14 protein-coding genes are annotated in these 21,088 nt (G+C 72.1%); 8 read left to right on the top strand and 6 right to left on the bottom strand.

Annotation, left to right across the window (positions count from 1 at the left end; genetic code table 11):
* The first annotated feature begins 257 nt into the window (after positions 1-257).
* Positions 258-1,715, top strand: coding sequence for a hypothetical protein (locus tag PV410_RS03895; RefSeq protein ID WP_500322304.1), 1,458 nt, complete (start codon positions 258-260; stop codon positions 1,713-1,715).
* A gap of 314 nt (positions 1,716-2,029) precedes the next feature.
* On the opposite strand, the gene PV410_RS03890 is transcribed toward PV410_RS03895, so the two are convergent.
* The 5 genes from PV410_RS03890 to PV410_RS03870 form a co-directional block, all read right to left on the bottom strand.
* The gene (locus PV410_RS03890; protein ID WP_500322303.1) at positions 2,030-3,067 is read right to left on the bottom strand and encodes a LacI family DNA-binding transcriptional regulator; all 1,038 of its coding nucleotides are present in this window, start codon (positions 3,065-3,067) and stop codon (positions 2,030-2,032) included.
* A gap of 31 nt (positions 3,068-3,098) precedes the next feature.
* Complete coding sequence (locus PV410_RS03885; protein WP_500322302.1) at positions 3,099-4,730, bottom strand: glycoside hydrolase family 13 protein; 1,632 nt, start codon at positions 4,728-4,730, stop codon at positions 3,099-3,101.
* Positions 4,731-4,822: 92 nt separating this feature from the next.
* Positions 4,823-5,743, bottom strand: coding sequence for a sugar ABC transporter permease (locus PV410_RS03880; RefSeq protein WP_500322301.1), 921 nt, complete (start codon positions 5,741-5,743; stop codon positions 4,823-4,825).
* A gap of 53 nt (positions 5,744-5,796) precedes the next feature.
* Positions 5,797-6,798 (bottom strand): carbohydrate ABC transporter permease, encoded by a 1,002-nt coding sequence (locus PV410_RS03875; protein WP_499511501.1) that lies wholly within the window; start codon positions 6,796-6,798, stop codon positions 5,797-5,799.
* Between the two features lie 137 nt (positions 6,799-6,935).
* Entirely contained in the window at positions 6,936-8,210 is a 1,275-nt protein-coding gene (locus PV410_RS03870; protein ID WP_500322300.1) for an extracellular solute-binding protein, read from the bottom strand.
* Positions 8,211-8,535: 325 nt separating this feature from the next.
* Between PV410_RS03870 and PV410_RS03865 the strand changes: the two genes are divergently transcribed.
* The 3 genes from PV410_RS03865 to PV410_RS03855 are packed head-to-tail and all read left to right on the top strand — an operon-like array spanning position 8,536 to position 12,188.
* Entirely contained in the window at positions 8,536-10,194 is a 1,659-nt protein-coding gene (locus PV410_RS03865) for a glycoside hydrolase family 13 protein (protein WP_500322299.1), read from the top strand.
* A gap of 25 nt (positions 10,195-10,219) precedes the next feature.
* Positions 10,220-11,308: a LacI family DNA-binding transcriptional regulator gene (locus PV410_RS03860; protein WP_500322298.1), complete on the top strand. Its 1,089-nt coding sequence runs from the start codon at positions 10,220-10,222 to the stop codon at positions 11,306-11,308.
* Positions 11,309-11,345: 37 nt separating this feature from the next.
* A complete protein-coding gene (locus tag PV410_RS03855; RefSeq protein ID WP_500322296.1) occupies positions 11,346-12,188 on the top strand; it encodes a phosphatase PAP2 family protein in 843 nt (280 codons plus the stop codon).
* An 18-nt stretch (positions 12,189-12,206) separates the two neighbouring features.
* Here the strand turns inward: PV410_RS03855 and PV410_RS03850 are convergent, their stop codons facing one another.
* Positions 12,207-15,167: a bifunctional [glutamine synthetase] adenylyltransferase/[glutamine synthetase]-adenylyl-L-tyrosine phosphorylase gene (locus PV410_RS03850; protein WP_500322295.1), complete on the bottom strand. Its 2,961-nt coding sequence runs from the start codon at positions 15,165-15,167 to the stop codon at positions 12,207-12,209.
* 230 nt (positions 15,168-15,397) lie between these two features.
* Here PV410_RS03850 and PV410_RS03845 point away from each other — a divergent pair, with 230 nt between their 5' ends.
* From PV410_RS03845 to PV410_RS03830, 4 genes are all read left to right on the top strand, one after another.
* Positions 15,398-17,662, top strand: a complete 2,265-nt coding sequence (locus tag PV410_RS03845) for an N-acetylmuramoyl-L-alanine amidase (RefSeq protein WP_500322294.1) — start codon at positions 15,398-15,400, stop codon at positions 17,660-17,662.
* Positions 17,663-17,852: 190 nt separating this feature from the next.
* Positions 17,853-18,752: an alkaline phosphatase family protein gene (locus tag PV410_RS03840; RefSeq protein WP_500322293.1), complete on the top strand. Its 900-nt coding sequence runs from the start codon at positions 17,853-17,855 to the stop codon at positions 18,750-18,752.
* A gap of 5 nt (positions 18,753-18,757) precedes the next feature.
* Positions 18,758-20,023: an MFS transporter gene (locus tag PV410_RS03835; protein ID WP_500322292.1), complete on the top strand. Its 1,266-nt coding sequence runs from the start codon at positions 18,758-18,760 to the stop codon at positions 20,021-20,023.
* A gap of 20 nt (positions 20,024-20,043) precedes the next feature.
* A complete protein-coding gene (locus tag PV410_RS03830) occupies positions 20,044-21,063 on the top strand; it encodes a TolB family protein (RefSeq protein WP_500322290.1) in 1,020 nt (339 codons plus the stop codon).
* The last annotated feature ends 25 nt before the right edge of the window (positions 21,064-21,088 follow it).

Below are 21,088 nucleotides of genomic sequence, written 5' to 3'. Positions count from 1 at the left end.
GCCCGGCGGCAGTGCCGGACCGTGAGCGGGACCGTACCTCTTACGCGCGGCTTACAGCAAGATGTCGCAAGGATTTCCAACGTGACATCCTCCGCGTCGACGGAGTGCGGATGACGCCCCGTCACATCCCGGTCCGCCGCGGCCGGTCGCCGAACACTATGAACGCAAAGGCCACGGCTCTGGACCCCCACCGCCTCCGTCCCCAAGCATCGGGGCCCGCGCAACGAAGCGCCGGACGACGACGGAAGGACGAGACGATGGTCACCGGGCACTCCCCCCACCGCCCCCGGTCCGGATCCGCACGACACCGCATCTCCGTGACGATCGCGGGCGTCGCCGCCCTCCTCGCCACCGCCCTGGCCGGGCCCGTACCGGCGTCCGCGGCCGACGGACCCGCCCCCGCCGACTGCCCGGCGGAGCTGGCGGCGGAGGCCACCTGCTACCGGGGCCAGGACGCGAACGGCGCCTTCTACGCCATGGCGGTCCCGCGCGACTGGAACGGCTCGCTGGTCGTCCACGCCCACGGCGGCCCCGACCTCGGCGACACCTCCGACCCCGAGCGCAGCACCGGGGACCTGGTGCGCTGGTCGGTCATGGTGAAGGAGGGCTATGCCTGGGCGGGTTCGTCCTACCGCCGCGGTGGCTACGGCACGCGGATGGCGGCGAAGGACACCGAGACGGTGCGGCGGCTGTTCGTGGAGCGCTTCGGCGCGCCGCGCCTGACCTTCGTCCACGGCCAGTCCTGGGGCGGCGACGTGGCGGCCAAGGTCGCCGAGGTCTACGGCACCGGCCGGCATGCGCCCTACGACGGCGCCCTGCTGACCAGCGGCGTCCTGGGCGGCGGTTCACGCGGCTACGACTACCGGGTGGACCTGCGCGTGGTCTACCAGTACTACTGCCGCAACCACCCCAGGCCCACCGAGCCCCCGTACCCGCTGTGGATGGGGCTGCGCGCCGACTCGACGATGACCACCACCGGACTGCGCTCGCGCCTGCAGGAGTGCACCGGCTACGCCTCGCCCCCGCAGGAGCGCACCGCCCTGCAGCAGCGCAACCTCGACGACATCCTGGCGGTGACCGGGATCCCGGAGCGGACGCTGGAGTCGCACCTTCGGTTCGCGACCTTCACCTTCCGTGACATCGTGCACAACCGGCTCGGCGGCCGGAACCCGTTCGGCAACGGCACCGTCCGCTACACCGGCTCTCACGACGACGCGGCGCTCAACGCGGGCGTGGAGCGCTTCACCGCCGACCCCACGGCCCGCCGGGACCTGTCCTACGACAGCGACGTCACCGGCGCCGTGTCGATCCCCGTGCTCACCGTCCACGCCATCGACGACCCGACCGCCTTCGTCGAGCACGAGGCGGCCTACCGGGCCTCCCTGGAGGGCGCCCACCGCGGGCGGCTGCTGGTACAGAACTTCACGCGGGAGAGCGAGCACAGCGAGCTGAGCGACGCGGAGTACGCCGCCGCGATGCGGTCACTGGCGACCTGGGCGCGGACCGGCCGCAAGCCCACGCCGGCCTCGGTGGCGGCCTCCTGCCCGGCGTTCGACGCCACCTACGGCACGGGGTGCTCCTTCGAACCGGGGTACGTCCCGCGCCCCTACGCCTCCCGCGTGTACCCCCGCCCGGGGGCACGGCACTGGCCGTCGCTGTCCGCCGCCCAGGAGCGCGCGTGGAGCCGTCTGGACGGCGTGGGCATCGCACCCTGACCCCCTCCCACCTGCGGTCCCGCCCTTCCGAAAGGTCCCTGCAGAATCTTGCAGAAAGTTTCTGCAGGGGCCTTCCGTCCTGGCCGGAGCGGCTGTTACGTTCCTCTTCAGCCCGGTTCGGCCGGCCGGGGGTCCGCCCCTGACGGCGGGTCCCACGCGCCCGGCCGGCTGGACCGGTCGCCCCCGAGACGGAGGCGGGCCCAGGACCGACGAAGCCACCCCGCTGCGCCCCGCCCGGGGCAGGTCCAGGGCCCGCCTCAACACCCGCCGCGCATCAGGAACGGCCGGGGACGATCAGAGACGATGAGGGACGATCAGGAACGCCGGCCGGCGCCGGGCACCTGGCCCGTGGAGCCGCGGACGACCAGCTCCGTCTGGAAGACGAACTCCGCGCGCTGCACCGGGTTGCCGCCGATCTCCTCCAGCAGCGCGTTCACCGCGGCCGCGCCCATCGCCTCGACCGGCTGGCGGACCGTGGTCAGCGGCGGGTCGGTGAAGGCGATCAGCGGCGAGTCGTCGTAGCCGACGACCGACACGTCCCCGGGGACGGTCAGCCCCCGCTCCCGCACCGCGCGCACCGCGCCGAGCGCCATCAGGTCGCTGCCGCAGACGATGCCCGTGCAGCCCTTGTCCAGCAGCGCCCCGGCGGCCGCGTGGCCGCCCTCCACGGAGAAGAGGGTGTGCTGGACGTACTCCGCGGCCTGCTCCTCGCCGAGCCCGAGCAGGCTGCCCAGCGACTCGACGAAGCCCTCGACCTTGCGGTGCACCGGCACGAAGCGGTTGGGCCCGACGGCCAGGCCGATCCGCTGGTGGCCGAGCTCCACCAGGTGCTGGACGGCGATGCGCGCCGAGGCGCGCTCGTCCGGCGAGATGTACGGCCCGGCGATCGCCGGGTTGAAGCCGTTGACCAGCACGTAGGGCACGCCCTGGCCGAGCAGGCGGGCGTAGCGCTCGGGGTCGGCGGTGACGTCCGCGTGCAGCCCGGACAGGAAGACGATGCCGCGCACCCCGCGCTCCACGAGCGCCTCCACCAGTTCGTCCTCGGTGGAGCCGCCGGGGTGCTGGGTGCACAGCACCGCGGTGTAGCCGTAGCCGGTCAGGTTCTGCTCGATGACCTGGGCGAAGGCGGGGAAGATCGGGTTGTTGAGCTCGGGGGTGATCAGCCCGATCTGGCCGGCGCTGCGCTGGCGCAGCCGCACCGGACGCTCGTAGCCGAGCACGTCCAGTGCGGCCAGCACCTTCTGCCGGGTGGCGGGGGCGACCCCCGCCTTCCCGTTCAGCACGCGGCTGGCGGTGGCCTCGCTGACCCCCGCCTGGGCCGCGATGTCGGCAAGTCGAGCGGTGGTGTTCACAGTCCCCGACCCTATGCGACCGCGCCGCACGTCAAACGGCCCACCAGACGGTCGTGTCGGCCGGGAGGACGACCCCGTCCGCCGTGACCTCCACGGGGGAACTGGCCAGCAGCACCTGGCCCGGCGCGGGCAGCGTCACCGGAGTGCCGGTGGTGTTGACGGTGCACGCGAAGCCGGGCCGGCGGAAGGACAGCACGCCCTGCGGGGCGTCCTGCCACTGGACCGACTCGCCCGCGCCGAGGCCGTCCCGCTCGCGGCGCAGCCGCAGGGCGGAGCGGTACAGCTCCAGGGTGGAGTCCGGGTCGCCGGTCTGTACGGCGACGCTGAGCCCCGCCCACTCCGCGGGCTGCGGCAGCCAGCTGCCACCGCTGCCGAAGCCGTGGCTGGGGCCCTCGGCGGTCCACGGGATCGGCACCCGGCAGCCGTCGCGGAAGCCGTCCTGGCCGGCGGCGCGGAAGAACGCCGGGTCCTGACGGGCCTCGTCGGGCAGGTCGGTGACCTCGGGCAGGCCCAGTTCCTCGCCCTGGTAGACGTACGCGGAGCCGGGCAGGGCCAGCATCAGCAGGGAGGCGGCGCGGGCGCGGCGCAGGTCGTAGCCCTTCCCGTCGGGGGACAGCCGGGTCGCGTGGCGGACCACGTCGTGGTTGGACAGGACCCAGGTGGTGGGCGCGGCGACCGGGCGCATGGCGTCGAGCGAGCGGTCGATGACCTCGCGCAGCTCGACGGCGTCCCACTTCGTGCCGAGGTACTGGAAGTTGAAGGCCTGGTGCAGTTCGTCGGCGCGGACGTAGTTGGCGGTGCGCTCGACGGTGGGGGTCCAGGCCTCGGCGACGGCGATGCGCTCGCCGTCGTACTCGTCGAGGATGCGCCGCCACGAGCGGTAGACCTCGTGGACGCCGTCCTGGTCGAAGAAGGGCAGGACATCGTTGCCAAGGAGCTTGAGCTGCTCGTGGGCGCCGATGTCGGGCAGGCCGTCGGCCTTGACCAGGCCGTGCGCGACGTCGATGCGGAAGCCGTCGACGCCCATGTCGAGCCAGAAGCGCAGGATCGAGCGGAACTCGTCCTGGACGGCCGGGTGCTCCCAGTTGAAGTCGGGCTGCTCGGGCGCGAACAGGTGCAGGAACCACTCGCCGTCGGCGGCACGGGTCCAGGCCGGCCCCCCGAAGATGGACTCCCAGTCGTTGGGGGGCAGTTCGCCGTTCTCGCCCTTGCCGGGGCGGAAGTGGTAGCGCGCCCGCAGCGGGGAGCCGGGGCCCTCGCGCAGCGCCTGCTTGAACCACTCGTGCTGGTCGGAGGAGTGGTTGGGCACCAGGTCGACGATGATCCGCAGACCCAGCCGGTGGGCGTCGCGGATCAGGCCGTCGGCGTCGTGGAGGGTGCCGAACATCGGGTCGATGGCCCGGTAGTCGGCGACGTCGTAACCGGCGTCGGCCTGCGGCGAGGCGTAGAAGGGGCTCAGCCAGACGGCGTCGACGCCGAGGTCGCGCAGGTACGGGAGCCGCTCGCGGACGCCGGGGATGTCGCCCATGCCGTCGCCGTTCCCGTCGGCGAAGCTGCGGGGGTAGACCTGGTAGATGACCGCGTCTCTCCACCAGTCCGTGGTGGCCACGGGCTGGTCGCAGGAGTGGGGGTGACGGGTGGAGTCCGCCAGGTACTGGGTCATGGTGATCCCTTGGAAAAGTGGTTGCTCGTGCGGCGAGGGGGCGAGGCCGGGGCACCCGGCCGGTGGGCCGGGTGCCCCGGGTCGGACGACGGTCAGGACTTGGCCGCGCCGGCGGTGAGGCCGGTGACCAGGTGCCGCTGGACGACGTAGAAGAAGGCCGACGCGGGGACGGCGATGAGCACGGACGTGGCGGCCATCAGGTCCCACTGGTTGTCGTGCTCGCTGATGAAGGTGGTCAGCCCGACGGCGAGGGTGTACTTGTCGTCGCCGAGCATGAAGACCGAGGCGTAGGCGACCTCTCCCCACGCCGTGAGGAAGGTGTAGAAGGCCGCCACCGCCAGGCCCGGACGGGCCAGCGGCAGGACCAGCCGGTAGAAGGTGCCGAAGGGGGTGAGGCCGTCGACCCGGCCGGCTTCGTCGATCTCCTGCGGGATGGTGTCGAAGTAGCCCTTGAGCAGCCACGCGCAGTAGGGCACGGCGGTGGTGCAGTAGACCAGGATGAGCGCCCAGTACGTGTCCAGCAGACCCAGGTCGGCCAGGATGTTGTACAGCGGCACCATGAGGATGGCGACCGGGAACATCTGGGTCACCAGGAAGATCCACATCAGCTGCCGGTGGCCGGGGAAGCGCATCCGGGAGACCGCGTAGCCGGAGCTGGCGGCGATGAACACGCCCAGCACGCAGGTGCCGAGGGCGACGATCATGGAGTTCAGGAACCACTGCAGGAAGTTCGTGTCGCCGAGGACCTTGGTGTAGTTCTCGAAGCTGAACTTGCCGGCGATGTCGGCCGGGTGCAGGAAGTCGGTCTTGTCGGGGCCGAAGGAGACCCAGGCGATCCACAGCACGGGGAAAGCCGCGATGAGGCTCGCGGTGATCAGCACGCCGTGGATCAGCACGGACGCGCCCCGGCTGCGCTCGCCGCGGCCGGTGCGCCGGCGTACGGCCGCGCGGGCGGGGGCGGCGGTCGCGCCCTGGCCGGCCCCCGTGGCGGGGAGGTCTGCGGTGGTGCTCATGGGGGTGGCTGCCCTCTCTTGCGTCATGACGATGTCCTGGCCGGGGGCGGCCGTCAGGCGGCCGCGTTCTCGGAGCGGGCGAGCCAGCGCCGGTACACGGAGGCGAAGACGATGAGCATGGACAGGATGATCACGCCGTAGGCGGCGGACCCGGCGTAGTCACGCGGGTCCTGTCCGAAGCCGAGCCGGTAGGCCCAGGTCACCAGGATCTGGGCGTCCTGTCCCGCGCTCGCGCCGAACAGCAGGAAGATGACGACGAACTGGTTGAAGGTCCAGATGATGCCGAGCAGGATCACCGTGCTGCTCACCGAGCGCAGGCCCGGGAGCGTCACGAAGCGGAACCGCTGCCAGGGGGTGGCGCCGTCCATCTCGGCCGCTTCGTACAGCTCGGAGGGGATCGACTGCAGGCCGCCGAGGAGCGAGACCATCATGAAGGGGACGCCGACCCAGGTGTTGACCATGATCGCCGCGGTCTTCTGCCAGAAGGGGTCGCTCAGCCAGGCGGGCGTCGGCAGGTGCAGCGAGTGCAGGACCGTGTTCAGGATGCCGCCGTCGTCGGCGAGGATCAGCCGCCACGAGAAAACGGTGACGAAGGTGGGCACGGCCCAGGGCAGGATCAGGACCAGCCGGTAGAAGGTGCGGCCGCGGATCTTGCGGTTCAGCAGCATGGCGAGGCCGAGGCCGAGGCCGTAGTGCAGGGTGACGCAGACGGCCGTCCACACGATGGTCCAGGTGAAGTGCGGCCAGAACTGGTGGTCCGCCCCGGAGAGGATCTCCGTGTAGTTCTTCAAGCCCACCCAGGAGAAGGAGTCCGGGATGTGGTTGACGCCGATCGTCCGGCCGACGTTCTGGCTGTTGGCGTCGGTCAGCGACAGGTAGATGCCGCGGACCAGGGGGTAGAGCACCAGCAGGCCGATGACGGCGACCACCGGCGCCACCATGGCCCAGGCATACCAGTTGCGGTTGTACGACTGCCGGATGCGGCTGAGCGGACCGGGGCGCGGCGCCTCGCCACGCTTGGTCTTCCGGGTCCCGCCCTGGACGGCGACGGTCATCTTCGGCACCTTTTCGAGAGGTTCGCTAAGGGTGGTACGGCCGCCCCGCACGGCCGGGGGGCATGCGTGCGGACGCGGGCGGGCCGCCCGGTCCGCCCCCCGCTCGGGGGAGGCGGACCGGACGGCTCATGGCTGCCTTACTGGAAGTCCTTGACGAGCTTCTTGTAGGCGTCGGCGGTCGCGTCCAGCCCCTGCTGGGTGCCGGTCTTGCCCTGCAGGACGTTCGTCAGACCGGTGTTGAAGTCGGCGAACAGGGAGCTGTACTCCGGCAGCTCCGGACGCGGGCGGGCGACGTTGGCCAGGATGTCCTGGAACTCGGCGACGCCGGGAGCGGCCTTGACCTCGGCGGTGTAGGCGGAGGTGCGGGTCGGCAGGGTGCCGTTCTTCAGCGCGATCTTGGCCTGGGTCTCACCCGAGGTCATCCAGCCGACGAACTTCTGGGCGGCTTCCTGGTGGGCCTTGTCCGAGCCGGCGTAGACGGCCAGGTTGTGGCCGCCGGTGGGGGCGCCGGCCTTGCCGGTGGAGCCGGCCGGGACGGAGGAGATGCCCAGGTTGGCCTTGTCGGAGAAGGCCGCGCCCTTGTAGATGTTGGTCAGCTCCCAGGGGCCCTGGACGATCATGGCGACCTTGCCGTTGACGAACGCGTCCTGCATGTGGGCGTAGCTGTCGGCGGTCACGTCGAGCTTGTGGACACCCGGGGCGGCGAGCACGGACTTGCTCGTGTCGACGGCCTTGACGGCCTCGGGCGAGTTGATCGTGATCTTCTTCGCCGCGGCGTCGACCATGTCGGTGCCCTCGCCGAAGAGGAAGGGCAGCTCGTAGTAGGAGTCGGCGCGGAGCCAGAAGCCGTCGACCTTGTCCTTGGCCTTGACGGCCTTGGCGACCGCCTTCAGCTCGTCCCAGGTGGCGGGGGCCTTGTCGAAGCCGGCCTTCTTCAGCAGCTCCTTGTTCCACATGAGCGCGAGGGTGTCGGTGACGATCGGGGCACCGTAGGTCTTGCCCTCGTACTGCGCCTGCTTGAGCAGGGACGGGTTGATGTCACCCTGGTCGGCCAGCGCCGGGGTGCCGTCCAGCGGCGCGAGGAACTGGGACTTGGCCCAGGAGGCGGTCCAGCCGACCTCGGCGCGGACGACGTCCGGGGCGCCCTTGCTGCCGGCGGCCGTCTGGAACTTGTTCTGGGCCTGGTCGAACGGCACGTTGACGTAGGTGACCTTGATCTTCGGGTTCGCCTTCTCGAAGTCCGCGATCAGGGCCTTGTAGGTCGGCGCCTCGTTCGTCGCGTTCGAGGTGTCCCACCAGGTGATGGTGACCGGACCGCCGGCCTTGTCACTGCCGCCGTCGTCGCCGCCGCAAGCCGTCGCCGCAAGCCCGAGCGCCGCAACCAGCGCGGTGGCCGCTATGCCACGCCGCATGTGATCTCCTCCAGGATGAAAGCCCGTGATGGTGCGGGGCGCGTCGCCGCGTCCCCCCTGCCGACTGCGCCTTTGCGGCCGCCGGGCTGTCGAGGAACGTAACAGGGATGAAAGCCCGACGAAAGACCTTGCTGCAAAGACTTGCAAGATCTTCCGATCGTTACATCTGCGTGTCCTCACAGTTGCCGATGGGAGACGTGACGTGGGACGCTCGCGCTCCTGGAAGCCGTTACGCGATCTTCCGCAAATTCTTGAAAGGCATTGCCGATCACGCGGTGGATCGGAATCATCGGCAGGGAACGGCGCCGACTCCCGAGGGACCGACATGACCCAAGAGCTCGCCCCCGTCATCCACGACGCGACCGACGAGACCCCGGCCGCCCCCGAGGGGGGCACACCCGGCTGGTGGCGCAGCGCCGTCATCTACCAGGTGTACGTACGTTCCTTCGCCGACGGCGACGGTGACGGCGTGGGCGACCTGCCCGGCATCCGGGCCCGGCTGCCGTACCTGGCGGAACTGGGCGCCGACGCGGTCTGGCTGACCCCCTTCTACGCCTCGCCCCAGGCGGACGGCGGCTACGACGTCGCCGACTACCGCACCGTCGACCCCCTCTTCGGCTCCCTCGCGGATGCCGACGCGCTCCTCCGCACCGCCCACGAGCTGGGCCTGCGGGTGATCGTCGACATCGTCCCGAACCACACCTCCGACCGGCACGCGTGGTTCCGGGCGGCGCTCACGGACCGGCGCGGGGGGCCGGCCCGTGAGCGCTACCACTTCCGCCCCGGCAAGGGCGAGCACGGCGAACTGCCGCCCAACGACTGGGAGTCGGTCTTCGGCGGCCCCGCGTGGACCCGGGTCGCGGACGGCGACTGGTACCTCCACCTCTTCGCGCCCGAGCAGCCCGACCTCAACTGGGAGCACCCCGAGGTCCGCGAGGAGTTCGACGCCATCCTCCGCTTCTGGCTGGACCTGGGCGTGGACGGCTTCCGCATCGACGTCGCCCACGGCATGGTCAAGGCGCCGGGGCTGCCCGACATCGGCCACAAGGAGCAGGTCAAGATGATCGGCTCCCAGGTGCTCCCCTTCTTCGACCAGGACGGGGTGCACGAGATCCACCGCGCCTGGCGCCGGCTGCTCGACTCCTACTCCCCCGGCCCCGGGCCGCAGGAACTGCCGTCCGAGCGCATCGGCGTCGCCGAGGCCTGGGCGCCCGACGCCGGGCGCATGGCGCTGTACGTCCGTCCCGACGAGCTGCACCAGGCCTTCAACTTCCACTTCCTGCAGTGCCCCTGGGAGGCCGGGGCGATGCGCGCGGTGATCGAGGAGTCCCTCGCCGCCACCGTCTCCGTGGGCGCCCCCACCACCTGGGTGCTCTCCAACCACGACGTGGTCCGGCACGTCACCCGCTACGGAGGCGGTGCGGCCGGGCTGCGCCGGGCCCGCGCCGCGGCCCTGCTGATGCTCGCGCTGCCCGGTTCCGTGTACGTCTACCAGGGCGAGGAACTGGGTCTGCCCGAGGTCACCGACCTGCCGGACGAGGTCCGCCAGGACCCCTCCTTCTTCCGGGACAACGGCCAGGACGGGCTGCGCGACGGCTGCCGGGTGCCCATCCCGTGGACCGCCGACGGCCCCAGCCACGGCTTCGGGCCGGCCGGCAGCTGGCTGCCGCAGCCCGCGGGCTGGGGCGGACTGAGCGTCCAGGCGCAGACCGGCGACCCCGACTCCACCCTGGAGCTGTACCGCTCGGCCCTGCGGCTGCGCCGTGAACTGCCCGGCCTCGGCGACGGGCCGATGCGCTGGCTGGACGCTCCCGAGGGGGTGCTGGCCTTCTCCCGTCCCGGCCTGGTGTGCACCGTCAACGCCCGTTCGGCCCCGGTCCAACTCCCCGTGCCGGGGCGGCCGGTGCTCTCCTCCGAGCCCGTGGCGTTCACCGGCGGATCCGTCCGTCTTCCGGCTGATTCGTGCATCTGGTGGGCGATCTGAGATGCGACCGGTACAGTCCAATCCTGTGACCGCAAGGCTTGCCGACATCGCAGCCCAGGCGGGGGTGAGCGAAGCGACCGTCAGCCGTGTCCTCAACGGCAAGCCCGGGGTCTCCGCCGCCACCCGCCAATCCGTGCTGGCCGCCCTCGACCTGCTGGGGTACGAACGGCCGGTGCGGCTGCGGCAGCGCAGCGCGGGCCTCGTCGGGCTCATCACCCCGGAGCTGGAGAACCCGATCTTCCCGGCCTTCGCCCAGGTCATCGGGCAGGCCCTGACCCGGCAGGGGTACACCCCGGTGCTGGCCACCCAGACCCCGGGCGGCTCGACCGAGGACGAACTCGTCGAGATGCTCGTCGAGCGCGGTGTCGCCGGGATCATCTTCGTCTCCGGACTGCACGCCGACTCCACCGCCGACGTGGAGCGCTACGACCGGCTGCACGGCCAGGGCGTACCGTTCGTCCTGATCAACGGCTTCTCCGGCAAGATCAAGGCGCCGTTCGTCTCGCCCGACGACCGCGGTGCCATGCGTCTGGCCGTCACCCATCTGGCGGCGCTCGGCCACGAGCGGATCGGCCTCGCCGTCGGTCCCAAGCGGTTCGTCCCCGTGCAGCGCAAGATAGAGGGCTTCCTGCGCAGCATGGAGGAGGTGCTCGGCATAGCCGCCGACGAGGCGGCCGGGCGCATCCAGCACTCGCTGTTCACCCTCGAGGGTGGTCAAGCTGCCGCCTCCGGCCTGATCGAGTCCGGCTGCACGGCCGTGGTGTGCGCCTCCGACATGATGGCGCTCGGCGCCGTCCGCGCCGCCCGGCAGCAGGGGCTGTCCGTCCCCGGGGACGTCTCCGTCGTCGGCTTCGACGACTCCCCGCTCATCGCCTTCACCGATCCGCCGCTCACGACCATCCGGCAGCCGGTCACGGCCATGGGCCAGGCCGCGGTGCGCGCGCTGCTGGAGGAGGTCGGCGGTACCCCGGCACCGCACAGCGAGTTCGTTTTCCTGCCCGAACTGGTCGTCCGCGGTTCGACGGCATCAGGTCCCAAGGCCGGGGCAGCCGTACCCGTACAGCAGTCGACCGGGAGGCGTACGCGGGATGCACGCAATCCCACCGGGGGTTGATCGGACGGCACCGGACCGCATGGCAGACTATCGCCCCATGGGGGAATCGACCGCGAAGACCATGGCCCACCGCAGTGACGCCGTACCACCGCGCTCCATCGATTCCCGTGACGCCGATGGAGCGACGACGGGCAACAGACTGCTGGCGCCACGCCGGCCCCGGCTGTGGTTCGAGATCCTGCTGATCGCCGTCAGCTACTGGATCTACTCACTGGTGCGCAACGCCGTGCCCGAGCAGCAGGACGACGCCATGCGGAACGCGGGCCACGTCTGGGGCCTGGAACGGTCCCTCGGGCTCGCCTTCGAACACGCGGTCAATCATGCCGTGAACTCGGTAACGTGGCTCATCGTCGCGATGAACTATTACTACGCGACGCTCCACTTCATCGTCACCCTCGCCGTGCTCGTCTGGCTGTTCCGCCGGCACCCCGGGCGCTACGCGCCGACCCGGCTGGTCCTCTTCGTGACGACCGGCATCGCGCTGCTCGGCTACTACTTCTTCCCCCTGGCGCCGCCCCGGCTGATGGAGGGCGGCGGCTTCATCGACACCGTGAAGATCCACCACACCTGGGGGTCGATGGCGTCGGGCGACCTGGCGCACGTCTCCAACCAGTACGCGGCCATGCCGTCGATGCACATCGGCTGGTCGCTGTGGTGCGGCATCACCGTCGCCATGCTCGCGCGGCGGGCCTGGGTGCGGGTGCTGGGCGTGCTCTACCCGGTGGTCACGCTGCTCGTCATCGTCTCCACCGCCAACCACTTCTGGCTCGACGCCGCCGGCGGCACCCTCTGCCTCGGCGTCGGCTTCGCCGCCTCCTGGGCGGTCTACGGCGGCCTCGCCTACCGGTTGCCGCGCCAGGTGCGCGTCGCCACGGCGTAGGCGGGCGGCGGGCGCGGACTACGTGGCGTAGAAGAGGCGCTCGACCACCGCGCGGGCCCGGCGCGTGGCCCGGCGGTACTCCTCGACCATGTCGCCCACGTGCCCCGGCTCGTAGCCGAGGTACCGGCCCACCGCGGCGAGTTCCTTGCCGTCACCGGGGAAGGTGTCCCCGGCCCGGGCCCGGACGAGCATGACGGCGTTGCGCATCCGGCTCGCCAGGATCCAGGCGGCGTCCAGGACTTCCGCGTCCTCGGCGAGGACCAGTCCCGCCGCCGCGGCCGCGGCCAGCGCCGGCCGGGTACGGGTGGTCCGCAGGCCGGGGAACTGCGCGCCGTGCTGGAGCTGCAGCAGCTGCACGGTCCACTCGACGTCGCTGAGCCCGCCCCGCCCCAGCTTGGCGTGGGTCGTCGGGTCGGCGCCGCGCGGCAGCCGCTCGGACTCCATACGGGCCTTGAGCCGGCGGATCTCGCGGACCGCCTCCTCCGGCAGCCCCTCGGCCGGGTAGCGCAGCGGGTCGACGAGGCCGATGAAGCGGGCTCCCAGGTCCTCGTCGCCCGCGACCGGTTCGGCGCGCAGCAGGGCGTGGCTCTCCCAGACCAGCGACCAGCGCCGGTAGTAGGCGGCGTACGAGCCGAGCGTGCGCACCAGCGGTCCGCTCTTGCCCTCGGGGCGCAGGTCGGCGTCGATGAGCAGCGGCGGGTCGGTGGTGGGGATCTGCAGCAGCCTGCGCAGCTCGTTGGCGACCTTGAGCGCGGCCTTGGCGGCCCGGTGCTCGTCGGTGCCCTCGTACGGCTCGTGGACGAACAGGACGTCGGCGTCGGAGCCGTAGCCCAGTTCGTGGCCGCCGAAGCGGCCCATCCCGATGACGGCGAACCGGGTCGGCAGGGGCTCCCCCTCGGCCACCTCGACGGCGTTGACCGCGGCCTGCAGGGCCCCGGTGACGGCGGCGGCGTTGAGGTCGGTGAGGGCGGTGCCGATGGCGTCGGGGTCGTCGCGGTGGACCCCGACGAGGTCCGCGGCCGCGGTGCGGAACAGCTCGCGGCGGCGGACTCCGCGTACCGCGGCGACGGCCTGCTCGGCGGAGTCCGCGCGGTGGACCGCGGCCAGCACCTCCTGGTCCAGCGCACCACGCGTGCGGGGCTGGAGCCCCTCGTCGTCGGCGAGCAGGGCGACCGCCTCGGGGGCCCGCATGAGCAGGTCGGGGGCGAGCCGCCCGGAGGACAGCACGCGCGCGAGGTTGACGGCGGCGGCGCCCTCGTCCCGCAGCAGCCGCAGGTACCAGGGGGTGCGGCCCAGGGCGTCGCTGACCTTGCGGAAATTGAGCAGACCCGCGTCGGGGTCCGCGGAGTCGGCGAACCAGCCGAGCAGCACCGGCAGCAGGGTCCGCTGGATGGCGGCCTTGCGGCTGACCCCCGAGGCCAGCGCCTCCAGGTGGCGCAGGGCCGCGGTGGGGTCGGCGTAGCCGAGCGCCTCCAGACGCTGCTTGGCCGCGTCCGGGGTCAGGCCCACCTCGCCGGGGGCGAGCTGGGCGACCGCGTCGAGCAGCGGCCGGTAGAAGAGCTTCTCGTGGAGGCGGCGCACCTCCCGCGCGTGCCGCCGCCACTCCCGCTGCAGCTCCGCCACCGGGTCCGCCCGGAAGCCCAGGGAGCGGCCGAGCCGCCGCAGGTCGGCCACGTCCTCGGGCACCAGGTGGGTGCGGCGCAGCTTGTGGAGCTGGATGCGGTGCTCCATCGTCCGCAGGAAGCGGTACGAGGTGTCGAGCGCCGCCGCGTCCGCCCGCCCCACGTAGCCGCCGGCGGCGAGCTGGGACAGCGCGGTCAAGGTGGTGCCGCTGCGCAGCGACGGGTCGGTGCGGCCGTGCACGAGCTGGAGCAGCTGCACCGCGAACTCCACGTCCCGCAGGCCGCCGGGGCCCAGCTTCAGCTCCCGGTCGAGGTGCGCGACGGGGATGTTCTCCACGACCCGGCGCCGCATCTCCTGCACGTCCTGGACGAAGTGCTCGCGTTCCGCGGCCTGCCACACCATGGGCGACAGCGCCTCGACGTACTCCTGCCCGAGCGCCGGGTCGCCGGCCACCGGCCGGGCCTTGAGCAGCGCCTGGAACTCCCACGTCTTGGCCCAGCGCTTGTAGTAGGCCAGATGGCTGGACAGGGTGCGCACCAGCGGGCCGCGCCGGCCCTCGGGGCGCAGGTTGGCGTCGACCTGCCAGATGCTGCCCTCGACGGTGGTGTCGGAGCAGATCCGCATCATGCGCGAGGCCAGCCGCGTGGCGGCCTGCAGCGCCTTGGCCTCCTCGGCGTCGGGGCGGGCCTCGGCCACGAAGATGACGTCGACGTCGGAGATGTAGTTGAGCTCGTGGCCGCCGCACTTGCCCATGCCGATCACCGCCAGCCGGCACAGCGCGGCATCGCCCGGCGCCTCCTCCTCGGCCATGGCCAGGGCCGCACGCAGCGTCGCGGTGGCGAGGTCGGCGAGCTCCGCGGCGGTCTGCACCAGGTCGCTGGTGCCGCACACGTCGCGGGCGGCGATGCCCAGCATGCAGCGCCGGTAGGCGACGCGCAGCGACTCGGGGTCGTCGGCCCCGGCCAGCCCCCGTTCGAACTCCGTGGTCCCCGGGTGCAGGTCGGCGTGCTCGTAGGTGACCAGGGCGTGCCAGTCGCGCGGATGCCGGGTGAGGTGGTCGGCCAGGGCCACGGAGGCGCCCAGCACCCCGAGCAGCCGGTCGCGCAGCGGCTTGGCCGTGGTGAGCGTGTCGAGGAGGGTGCGCCGCTCCCCGGGATCGAGGGCCTCGAGGAGCCGTACAAGGGAGGCGAGCGCCTGGTCGGGGTCGGCCGTGGCGCCCAGCGCGTCGAGCAGGACCGGGTCGCTGCGCACCGGGGCGAGCTGCTCGCCGCCCAGCAGCGCCTCGGCGGCCACGGCGTCACTGAAGCCGTGCCGCAGCAGCCGCCCGAACCTGGTGTCCCGTCGCCCTTCCAGCACGCCGCCTGCCTTTCCCGGTGCTCCCGGCTGGGCTGATCCGCCCTAGAGAGAGTATCCGCCCTGCCCCGGCTCTGTTACCTGGCGTTATGGCCGGTTTCGGGGTGATCGTCCGGCGGTGTGAGCGCGGTCTGGTCCTTCTGGTATAAAGCGCTTGCTGTTTCAGAGGTTTAAGAAATCAACCAACGGTACCCACGGCTACCCAGGAGTGGGACGGGGCGGGGATAGAGAACATGCGGCGAATACGTCTGCGCGGGCGTGCGTGGCTCGCGGTCGGGGCGGTCGTACTCGGAGGGGCCGGTGTCATCACCGCCGCGTCCGTGGCCAGCGGTCCGGAGGGGACCGCCCCGTCGGCCGACGCGAAGGGGCCGGTGCACACCAAGGTGGACGCGCTGGCGCTCAAGGGCACCGGCGGTGAGCGGGAGCTGCCGCAGCAACGCACGGGTGCGTTCGGCACGCTCGGCGTGACCTGGGACGATCCGAAGGCGGAGCTGGACGGCACGGTGCAGCTGCGGGTCCGGGCGCAGAAGACCGGTACGTGGTCCGACTGGTTCGGGATCGAGACGCACAACGACGACGCTCCGGACGCCGGCGACGAGTCCGCGGGACGCGGTGGCACCCCTCCGCTGTGGGTGGGGTGGTCCGACGGCGTGCAGGTCCGCGTCCGGTCCGGCAAGGGCGCGGCCGGCATCCCGAAGGGCCTGAAGCTCGCCCTGGTCGGCGAGAGCGACAAGAAGAGCAGCGTCGACGTGGCGATGGCGCCCGCCGCCTTCGCCGCCGACGCCGAGGACTCCGCGTCGCCGACTGCGGACCCCACGGCGACCTCGACGCCGTCCGAGACGACCGCACCGGCCACGACGGAGCCGCCGACCACCGAGCCGAGCGCCACGGAAAGCTCCGCCCCGGCCGGCAGCGCCCCGGCGACCAGCAGCCCGCCCACGACGAGCTCGCCGACGGCCTCCGCGTCCACGCCTCCCACCTCGACGGTGCCCAAGCCGCCCATCGTCACCCGCGCGGGTTGGGGCGCCGACGAGAGCATCCGCGAGCAGACGGAGCCCTCGTACGCGCCGCAGGTGTCAGTCGTCTTCGTGCACCACACGGCTACGTACAACGCGACGAAGCACAGCGGTGACTACAGCTGCAGCGACTCGCCGAGCATCATCCGGCAGATCTACGCGTACCACGTCAGCCAGACCTGGCGGGACATCGGCTACAACTTCCTCGTCGACAAGTGCGGCACGATCTACGAGGGCCGCTACGGCGGCGTGGACCGTGCCGTGGTGGGCGCCCAGACCGAGGGCTACAACACGGGCACGGCGGGCATCGCGGTCATCGGTTACTTCCAGACCGACAAGTACGTCTCCACGGCCACGCCGATGACCTCGCAAATGCTGGGTTCGGTCACCGCGCTCGCCACCTGGAAGCTCGGCCTCGCCGGGATCAACCCCAACCCCGGCACCAAGAGCCAGACCGTCAACGGCAAGGCGTTCTACCCGATCTCGGGTCACCGCGACGGGTTCGCCACCGAGTGCCCCGGCACCAATCTGTACGCCAAGGTGCCCACGATTCGCTCCTACTCCTCCTCCGTCGCCGCGCCGACGCTGAACGGCGTCAGCGGCGCCACGCTCTCCGGGTCCTCGTACTACACCAAGGGCACGGCGACGGTGGCCTGGAAGGAGAGCACGCCGACAGCCGTCCTGAAGCGGTTCGAGGTGCTGGTGGACGGCAAGGTCGCGGCCACCGCCAAGGCCACCGCCACCTCCGCGCCGATCACGGTCGCCGCGGGCAAGCACACCGTGACCGTGCGGGCGGTGCACATGAGCAACAAGACGGCGACGTCGGCGAGCTCGTACAGCGTGGTCGGCGACACGACCAAGCCGACGTTCACCACCGCCCCCTCGGTGAAGATCCGCAACGCCACCGTCTCCAGCACCTCCGTGCCGGTCTCGGTGAGCTGGAAGGCCGCCGACAACGGCGCCCTCAAGAGCGTCGCGGCGACCGCCCCGACCACGGCCACCTTCGGTCCGACCACCACGTCGTGGAGCACCACGGGCAAGGTGAACACCGCGGTCACCTACGGCCTGAAGGCCACCGATGCGGCCGGGAACTACACCACCGCCTCGGTGAGCCGCACGGCGGCGATCCTGCAGGAGACCTCGGCGACGAAGTCCGGGACCTGGTCGGCGAAGAGCAGCACCAGCTACCTCGGCGGGAAGTCCTACACCTCGTCCTCGAAGAACGCCAGCCTGACCTGGACGTTCACCGGCCGCTCGGTCGGCTGGGTGGTCTCTCGCGCCTCGACCTCCGGTCAGGCGTACGTCTACGTCGACGGGGTCAAGGCGGCCACGGTGGACCTGAAGTCCTCCACCACCGCCTACCGGCAGACGATCTGGTCCAAGTCCTGGACGACCAGCGCCAAGCACACGCTGAGGGTCGTCGTCGTCGGTACCTCCGGCCGCCCCGCGATCACCACGGACGGCATCACGTACGTCAAGTGACGTCCTGACAGCAAGGGCCCGGGGAACGCGAGTTGCGTTCCCCGGGCCCTTTTACCTGGGCTTGACCTCAAGATCCAGAACGTACGCACCGTTCCCCGGACCTTCACTTCCGCGGCGCTTCGGACGTCCGCGACCGCCTCCTAACCTGGCGCGGCGCCACTCCCCGTCCCCCCCTTCACGGAGGTCCGCCGTGTCCGGCTGGTCCCTGCCCCGTCCCCGTCGCACCGTCACCGCCCTCGCTTCCACCCTCGGCGTCGCCGCCGCCTCCCTCGGCCTGTGGGCCGGACTCGGCGGCGCCGAGACCGCCCACGCGGCCGGCAGCGTGCCGAACCCCGACCACGTGGTCGTGGTGATGCTCGAGAACCACGCCTACAGCCAGGTCATCGGCAGCTCCAGCGCGCCGTACCTCAACAACACGCTCAAGGCCGGCGGCGCCAGCCTGACGCAGTCGTACGGCGTCACGCACCCGAGCCAGCCCAACTACCTGCAGATCTTCTCGGGCGGCAACCAGGGCCTCACCGACGACGGCTGCTACACCCCCGGCTTCAGCTCCAAGCCCAACCTCGCCTCCGAGCTGATCGCCGCCGGCAAGAGCTGGGCCAGCTACAACGAGACGCTGCCCAGCCAGGGTTCCACCACCTGCAGCAGCGGCGACTACGCCCGCAAGCACAACCCGTGGTTCGCGTTCAGCAACGTCCCGACGTCGACGGCGAAGACCTTCGCCCAGTTCCCGACGGACTTCACCACCCTGCCGAAGGTCTCCTTCGTCACGCCGAACCTGTGCAGCGACATGCACGACTGCTCGGTCTCCACCGGTGACACCTGGCTGAAGAACAAGCTGGGCGCCTACGCGACCTGGGCGAAGACCCACAACAGCCTGCTCGTCGTCACCTTCGACGAGGACAACCGGCTGAGCGGCAACCGCATCCCGACCGTGTTCTACGGCCAGCCGGTCAAGGCCGGTTCGTCGTCCGCCACGACGTACAACCACTACAACGTGCTCCGCACGCTGGAGGACCTGGCGGGTCTCACCACGCACGCGGGCAACGCCGCCTCCGCCTCGGACATCACCGGCATCTGGGCGAGCTGAGGCCGGTGTACGTCGCGGACAGCCGCGGCGGAGCCGGCACCGGGATCCGGGACGCCTCGCGTCCCGGACCCCGGGCCACCGCCGTCGCCCCCACCGTCCTCGTCCTGGGCACCGTCAGCCTCATCACCGACGTCTCGTCGGAGATGGTCACCGCCGTGCTCCCCCTCTACCTGGTCGCCGGACTCGGGCTCTCCCCGCTCGGCTTCGGCCTGCTCGACGGCGTCTACAACGGCTTCAGCGCCCTCGTGCGGCTGGCCGGCGGCCACCTCGCCGACCGGGGCGGCGGCCGGCACAAGGCCGTCGCGGCCGTCGGCTACGGCCTGTCGGCGCTGTGCAAGCCCGCACTGCTCCTCGTCCACAGCCTGCCCCTGATCGGTGCCGTCCTCGCGGTCGACCGCACCGGCAAGGGACTGCGCACCGCACCGCGGGACGCGCTGATCTCGCTGACCTCCACGCCCGGGACGCGCGGGCGGGCCTTCGGCGTGCACCGCGCCATGGACACCGCCGGGGCGCTGCTGGGACCGCTGGTGGCGTTCCTCATCCTGCGGCAGGCCGCCGAGGGGTACGACGCCGTCTTCACGGTGAGCTTCTGCGTGGCCGCCGTGGGGGTGCTGGTGCTGCTGCTCTTCGTGCCGGGCCGCCTCCGCGGCGGGGCCCCGGCCACCACGGCCGCCCCCGCCCCCGCCGAAGCGCCCGCGCCCTCGCTGCGGGCGTCCGTGGCGCTGCTGCGCCGCCGGGACGTGCGGCGGCTCACGGTCTGCGCGACGCTGCTGGGCCTGTCGACGGTGAGCGACTCCTTCGTCTACCTGCTGCTCCAGCACCGGCTCGGGGTCCCCGACCGCTGGTTCGCGCTGCTCCCCCTGGGCACCGCGGCGGCCTTCCTGCTGCTCGCGATGCCGCTGGGCAGGCTGGCCGACCGTGTGGGGCGCTGGCGGATGTTCCTGGCGGGACACCTCGCGCTGCTCGCCGCGTACGGGCTGATGCTCGCGCACGGCCCCGCGTACGCCGTCCTGCTGCTGCACGGCGCCTTCTACGCCGCCACGGACGGTGTGCTGATGGCCGCCGCCTCCACCGCCGTCCCCGACGAGCTGCGCGGCGCCGGGCTCGCCCTCGTCCAGACCGGGCAGGCCATGGCCCGCTTCGTCGCCTCCCTGGCCTTCGGCGCGGCCTGGACCGCCTGGGGCGACCGCACGGCGCTCACCGCCGCCGCGCTGGCGCTGACGGCGTGCGCGGTCTGCGCCGTGTACCTGCGTCCGGCGCCGAGCACGTGACCCCCGAGGAAAGGCCCCTCATGAACACCCGCAGCCGTCTGTTCGTGCTGCTCGCCGCCGTGGCGGCGCTGGCCGCCGTCGCCGCCGTGTCCGTGCTGCGCGCCGCCGACCGGGCGGCGGAGAAGGGCCGCCCGCAGGCGGGCGGCCCCGCGGTCACGGCGGGGGCGGTGACGCTGGCGCCGGACGCGCCCCGCATGGTGTTCCGCAACATGGCGTGGGGCCCGCACCGGGACGAGCTCGCCACAGTCCCGGCCGGCCGCCCCGGGGCCGCGCGCACCGCCTCGGACGTGAAGTGCCTGCGCTTCTACGCGGCCGCGGGCACCGGCATCTGCCTGCAGTCCGTCAAGGGCGCCGTCCAGGACGGCTACCGCGCCGTCGTGCTCGACGCCCGCCTGTACGAGCTGCGCCGCTTCCCCCTCGCGGGCATCCCCACCCGGGCCCGGGTCTCCCCCAGCGGGCGCATGGTCGCCTGGACGGTGTTCGTCGGGGGCGACTCCTACGCGGGCACGAACTTCTCCACCCGTACCTCCGTCCTGGACACCCGTACCTGGAGCCTCGTCGAGAACCTCGAGGACTTCCGGATCACCAGGGAGGGCCGGCCGTACCACGCCGCAGACGTCAACTTCTGGGGCGTGACGTTCTCCGACGACGCCCACTTCTACGCCACCCTGGGCACCGGCGGCCGCACCTACCTCGTCCGCGGCGACGTCGCGGCCCGCTCCGTCCGCACGCTGCGCAGCAACGTCGAGTGCCCCTCGCTCTCGCCCGACGGTACCCGGCTGGTGTTCAAGAAGCGCGTCGAGGGCCTGTCCCCCGACGCGCCCTGGCGGCTGTACGTCCTGGACCTGGCCACCCTGCGCGAGACCCCGCTCGCGGAGCGGCGGAGCGTCGACGACCAGGTCGTCTGGCGGGACGACCACACGGTCGTCTACGCCCTCGCCGGGGACTTCGGCGCGGACCTGTGGACGGTGCCCGCCGACGGCACCGGCACGGCCCGCCGCATGATGACGGCGGCGCTGGCCCCCGCGTACCTCGGCTAGGGCTCGCCGCGGGGCCCCCTCGTCC

The organism is Streptomyces sp. PA03-5A (assembly GCF_033792725.1).
In the GTDB taxonomy this organism is placed as follows: domain Bacteria; phylum Actinomycetota; class Actinomycetes; order Streptomycetales; family Streptomycetaceae; genus Actinacidiphila.
Note: the sequence above shows the minus strand (reverse complement) of the source record. Positions and strands in the feature narration are given on the sequence as shown.

What these genes read in the sequence shown, in the direction of transcription:
- PV410_RS03895 (WP_500322304.1), top strand. Translation starts at nt 258, where the DNA reads ATGGTCACCGGGCACTCCCCCCACCGCCCCCGGTCCGGATCCGCACGA.
- PV410_RS03885 (WP_500322302.1), bottom strand. Translation starts at nt 4,730, where the DNA reads ATGACCCAGTACCTGGCGGACTCCACCCGTCACCCCCACTCCTGCGAC.
- PV410_RS03880 (WP_500322301.1), bottom strand. Translation starts at nt 5,743, where the DNA reads ATGAGCACCACCGCAGACCTCCCCGCCACGGGGGCCGGCCAGGGCGCG.
- PV410_RS03875 (WP_499511501.1), bottom strand. Translation starts at nt 6,798, where the DNA reads ATGACCGTCGCCGTCCAGGGCGGGACCCGGAAGACCAAGCGTGGCGAG.
- PV410_RS03870 (WP_500322300.1), bottom strand. Translation starts at nt 8,210, where the DNA reads ATGCGGCGTGGCATAGCGGCCACCGCGCTGGTTGCGGCGCTCGGGCTT.
- PV410_RS03865 (WP_500322299.1), top strand. Translation starts at nt 8,536, where the DNA reads ATGACCCAAGAGCTCGCCCCCGTCATCCACGACGCGACCGACGAGACC.
- PV410_RS03855 (WP_500322296.1), top strand. Translation starts at nt 11,346, where the DNA reads ATGGGGGAATCGACCGCGAAGACCATGGCCCACCGCAGTGACGCCGTA.
- PV410_RS03845 (WP_500322294.1), top strand. Translation starts at nt 15,398, where the DNA reads ATGCGGCGAATACGTCTGCGCGGGCGTGCGTGGCTCGCGGTCGGGGCG.
- PV410_RS03830 (WP_500322290.1), top strand. Translation starts at nt 20,044, where the DNA reads ATGAACACCCGCAGCCGTCTGTTCGTGCTGCTCGCCGCCGTGGCGGCG.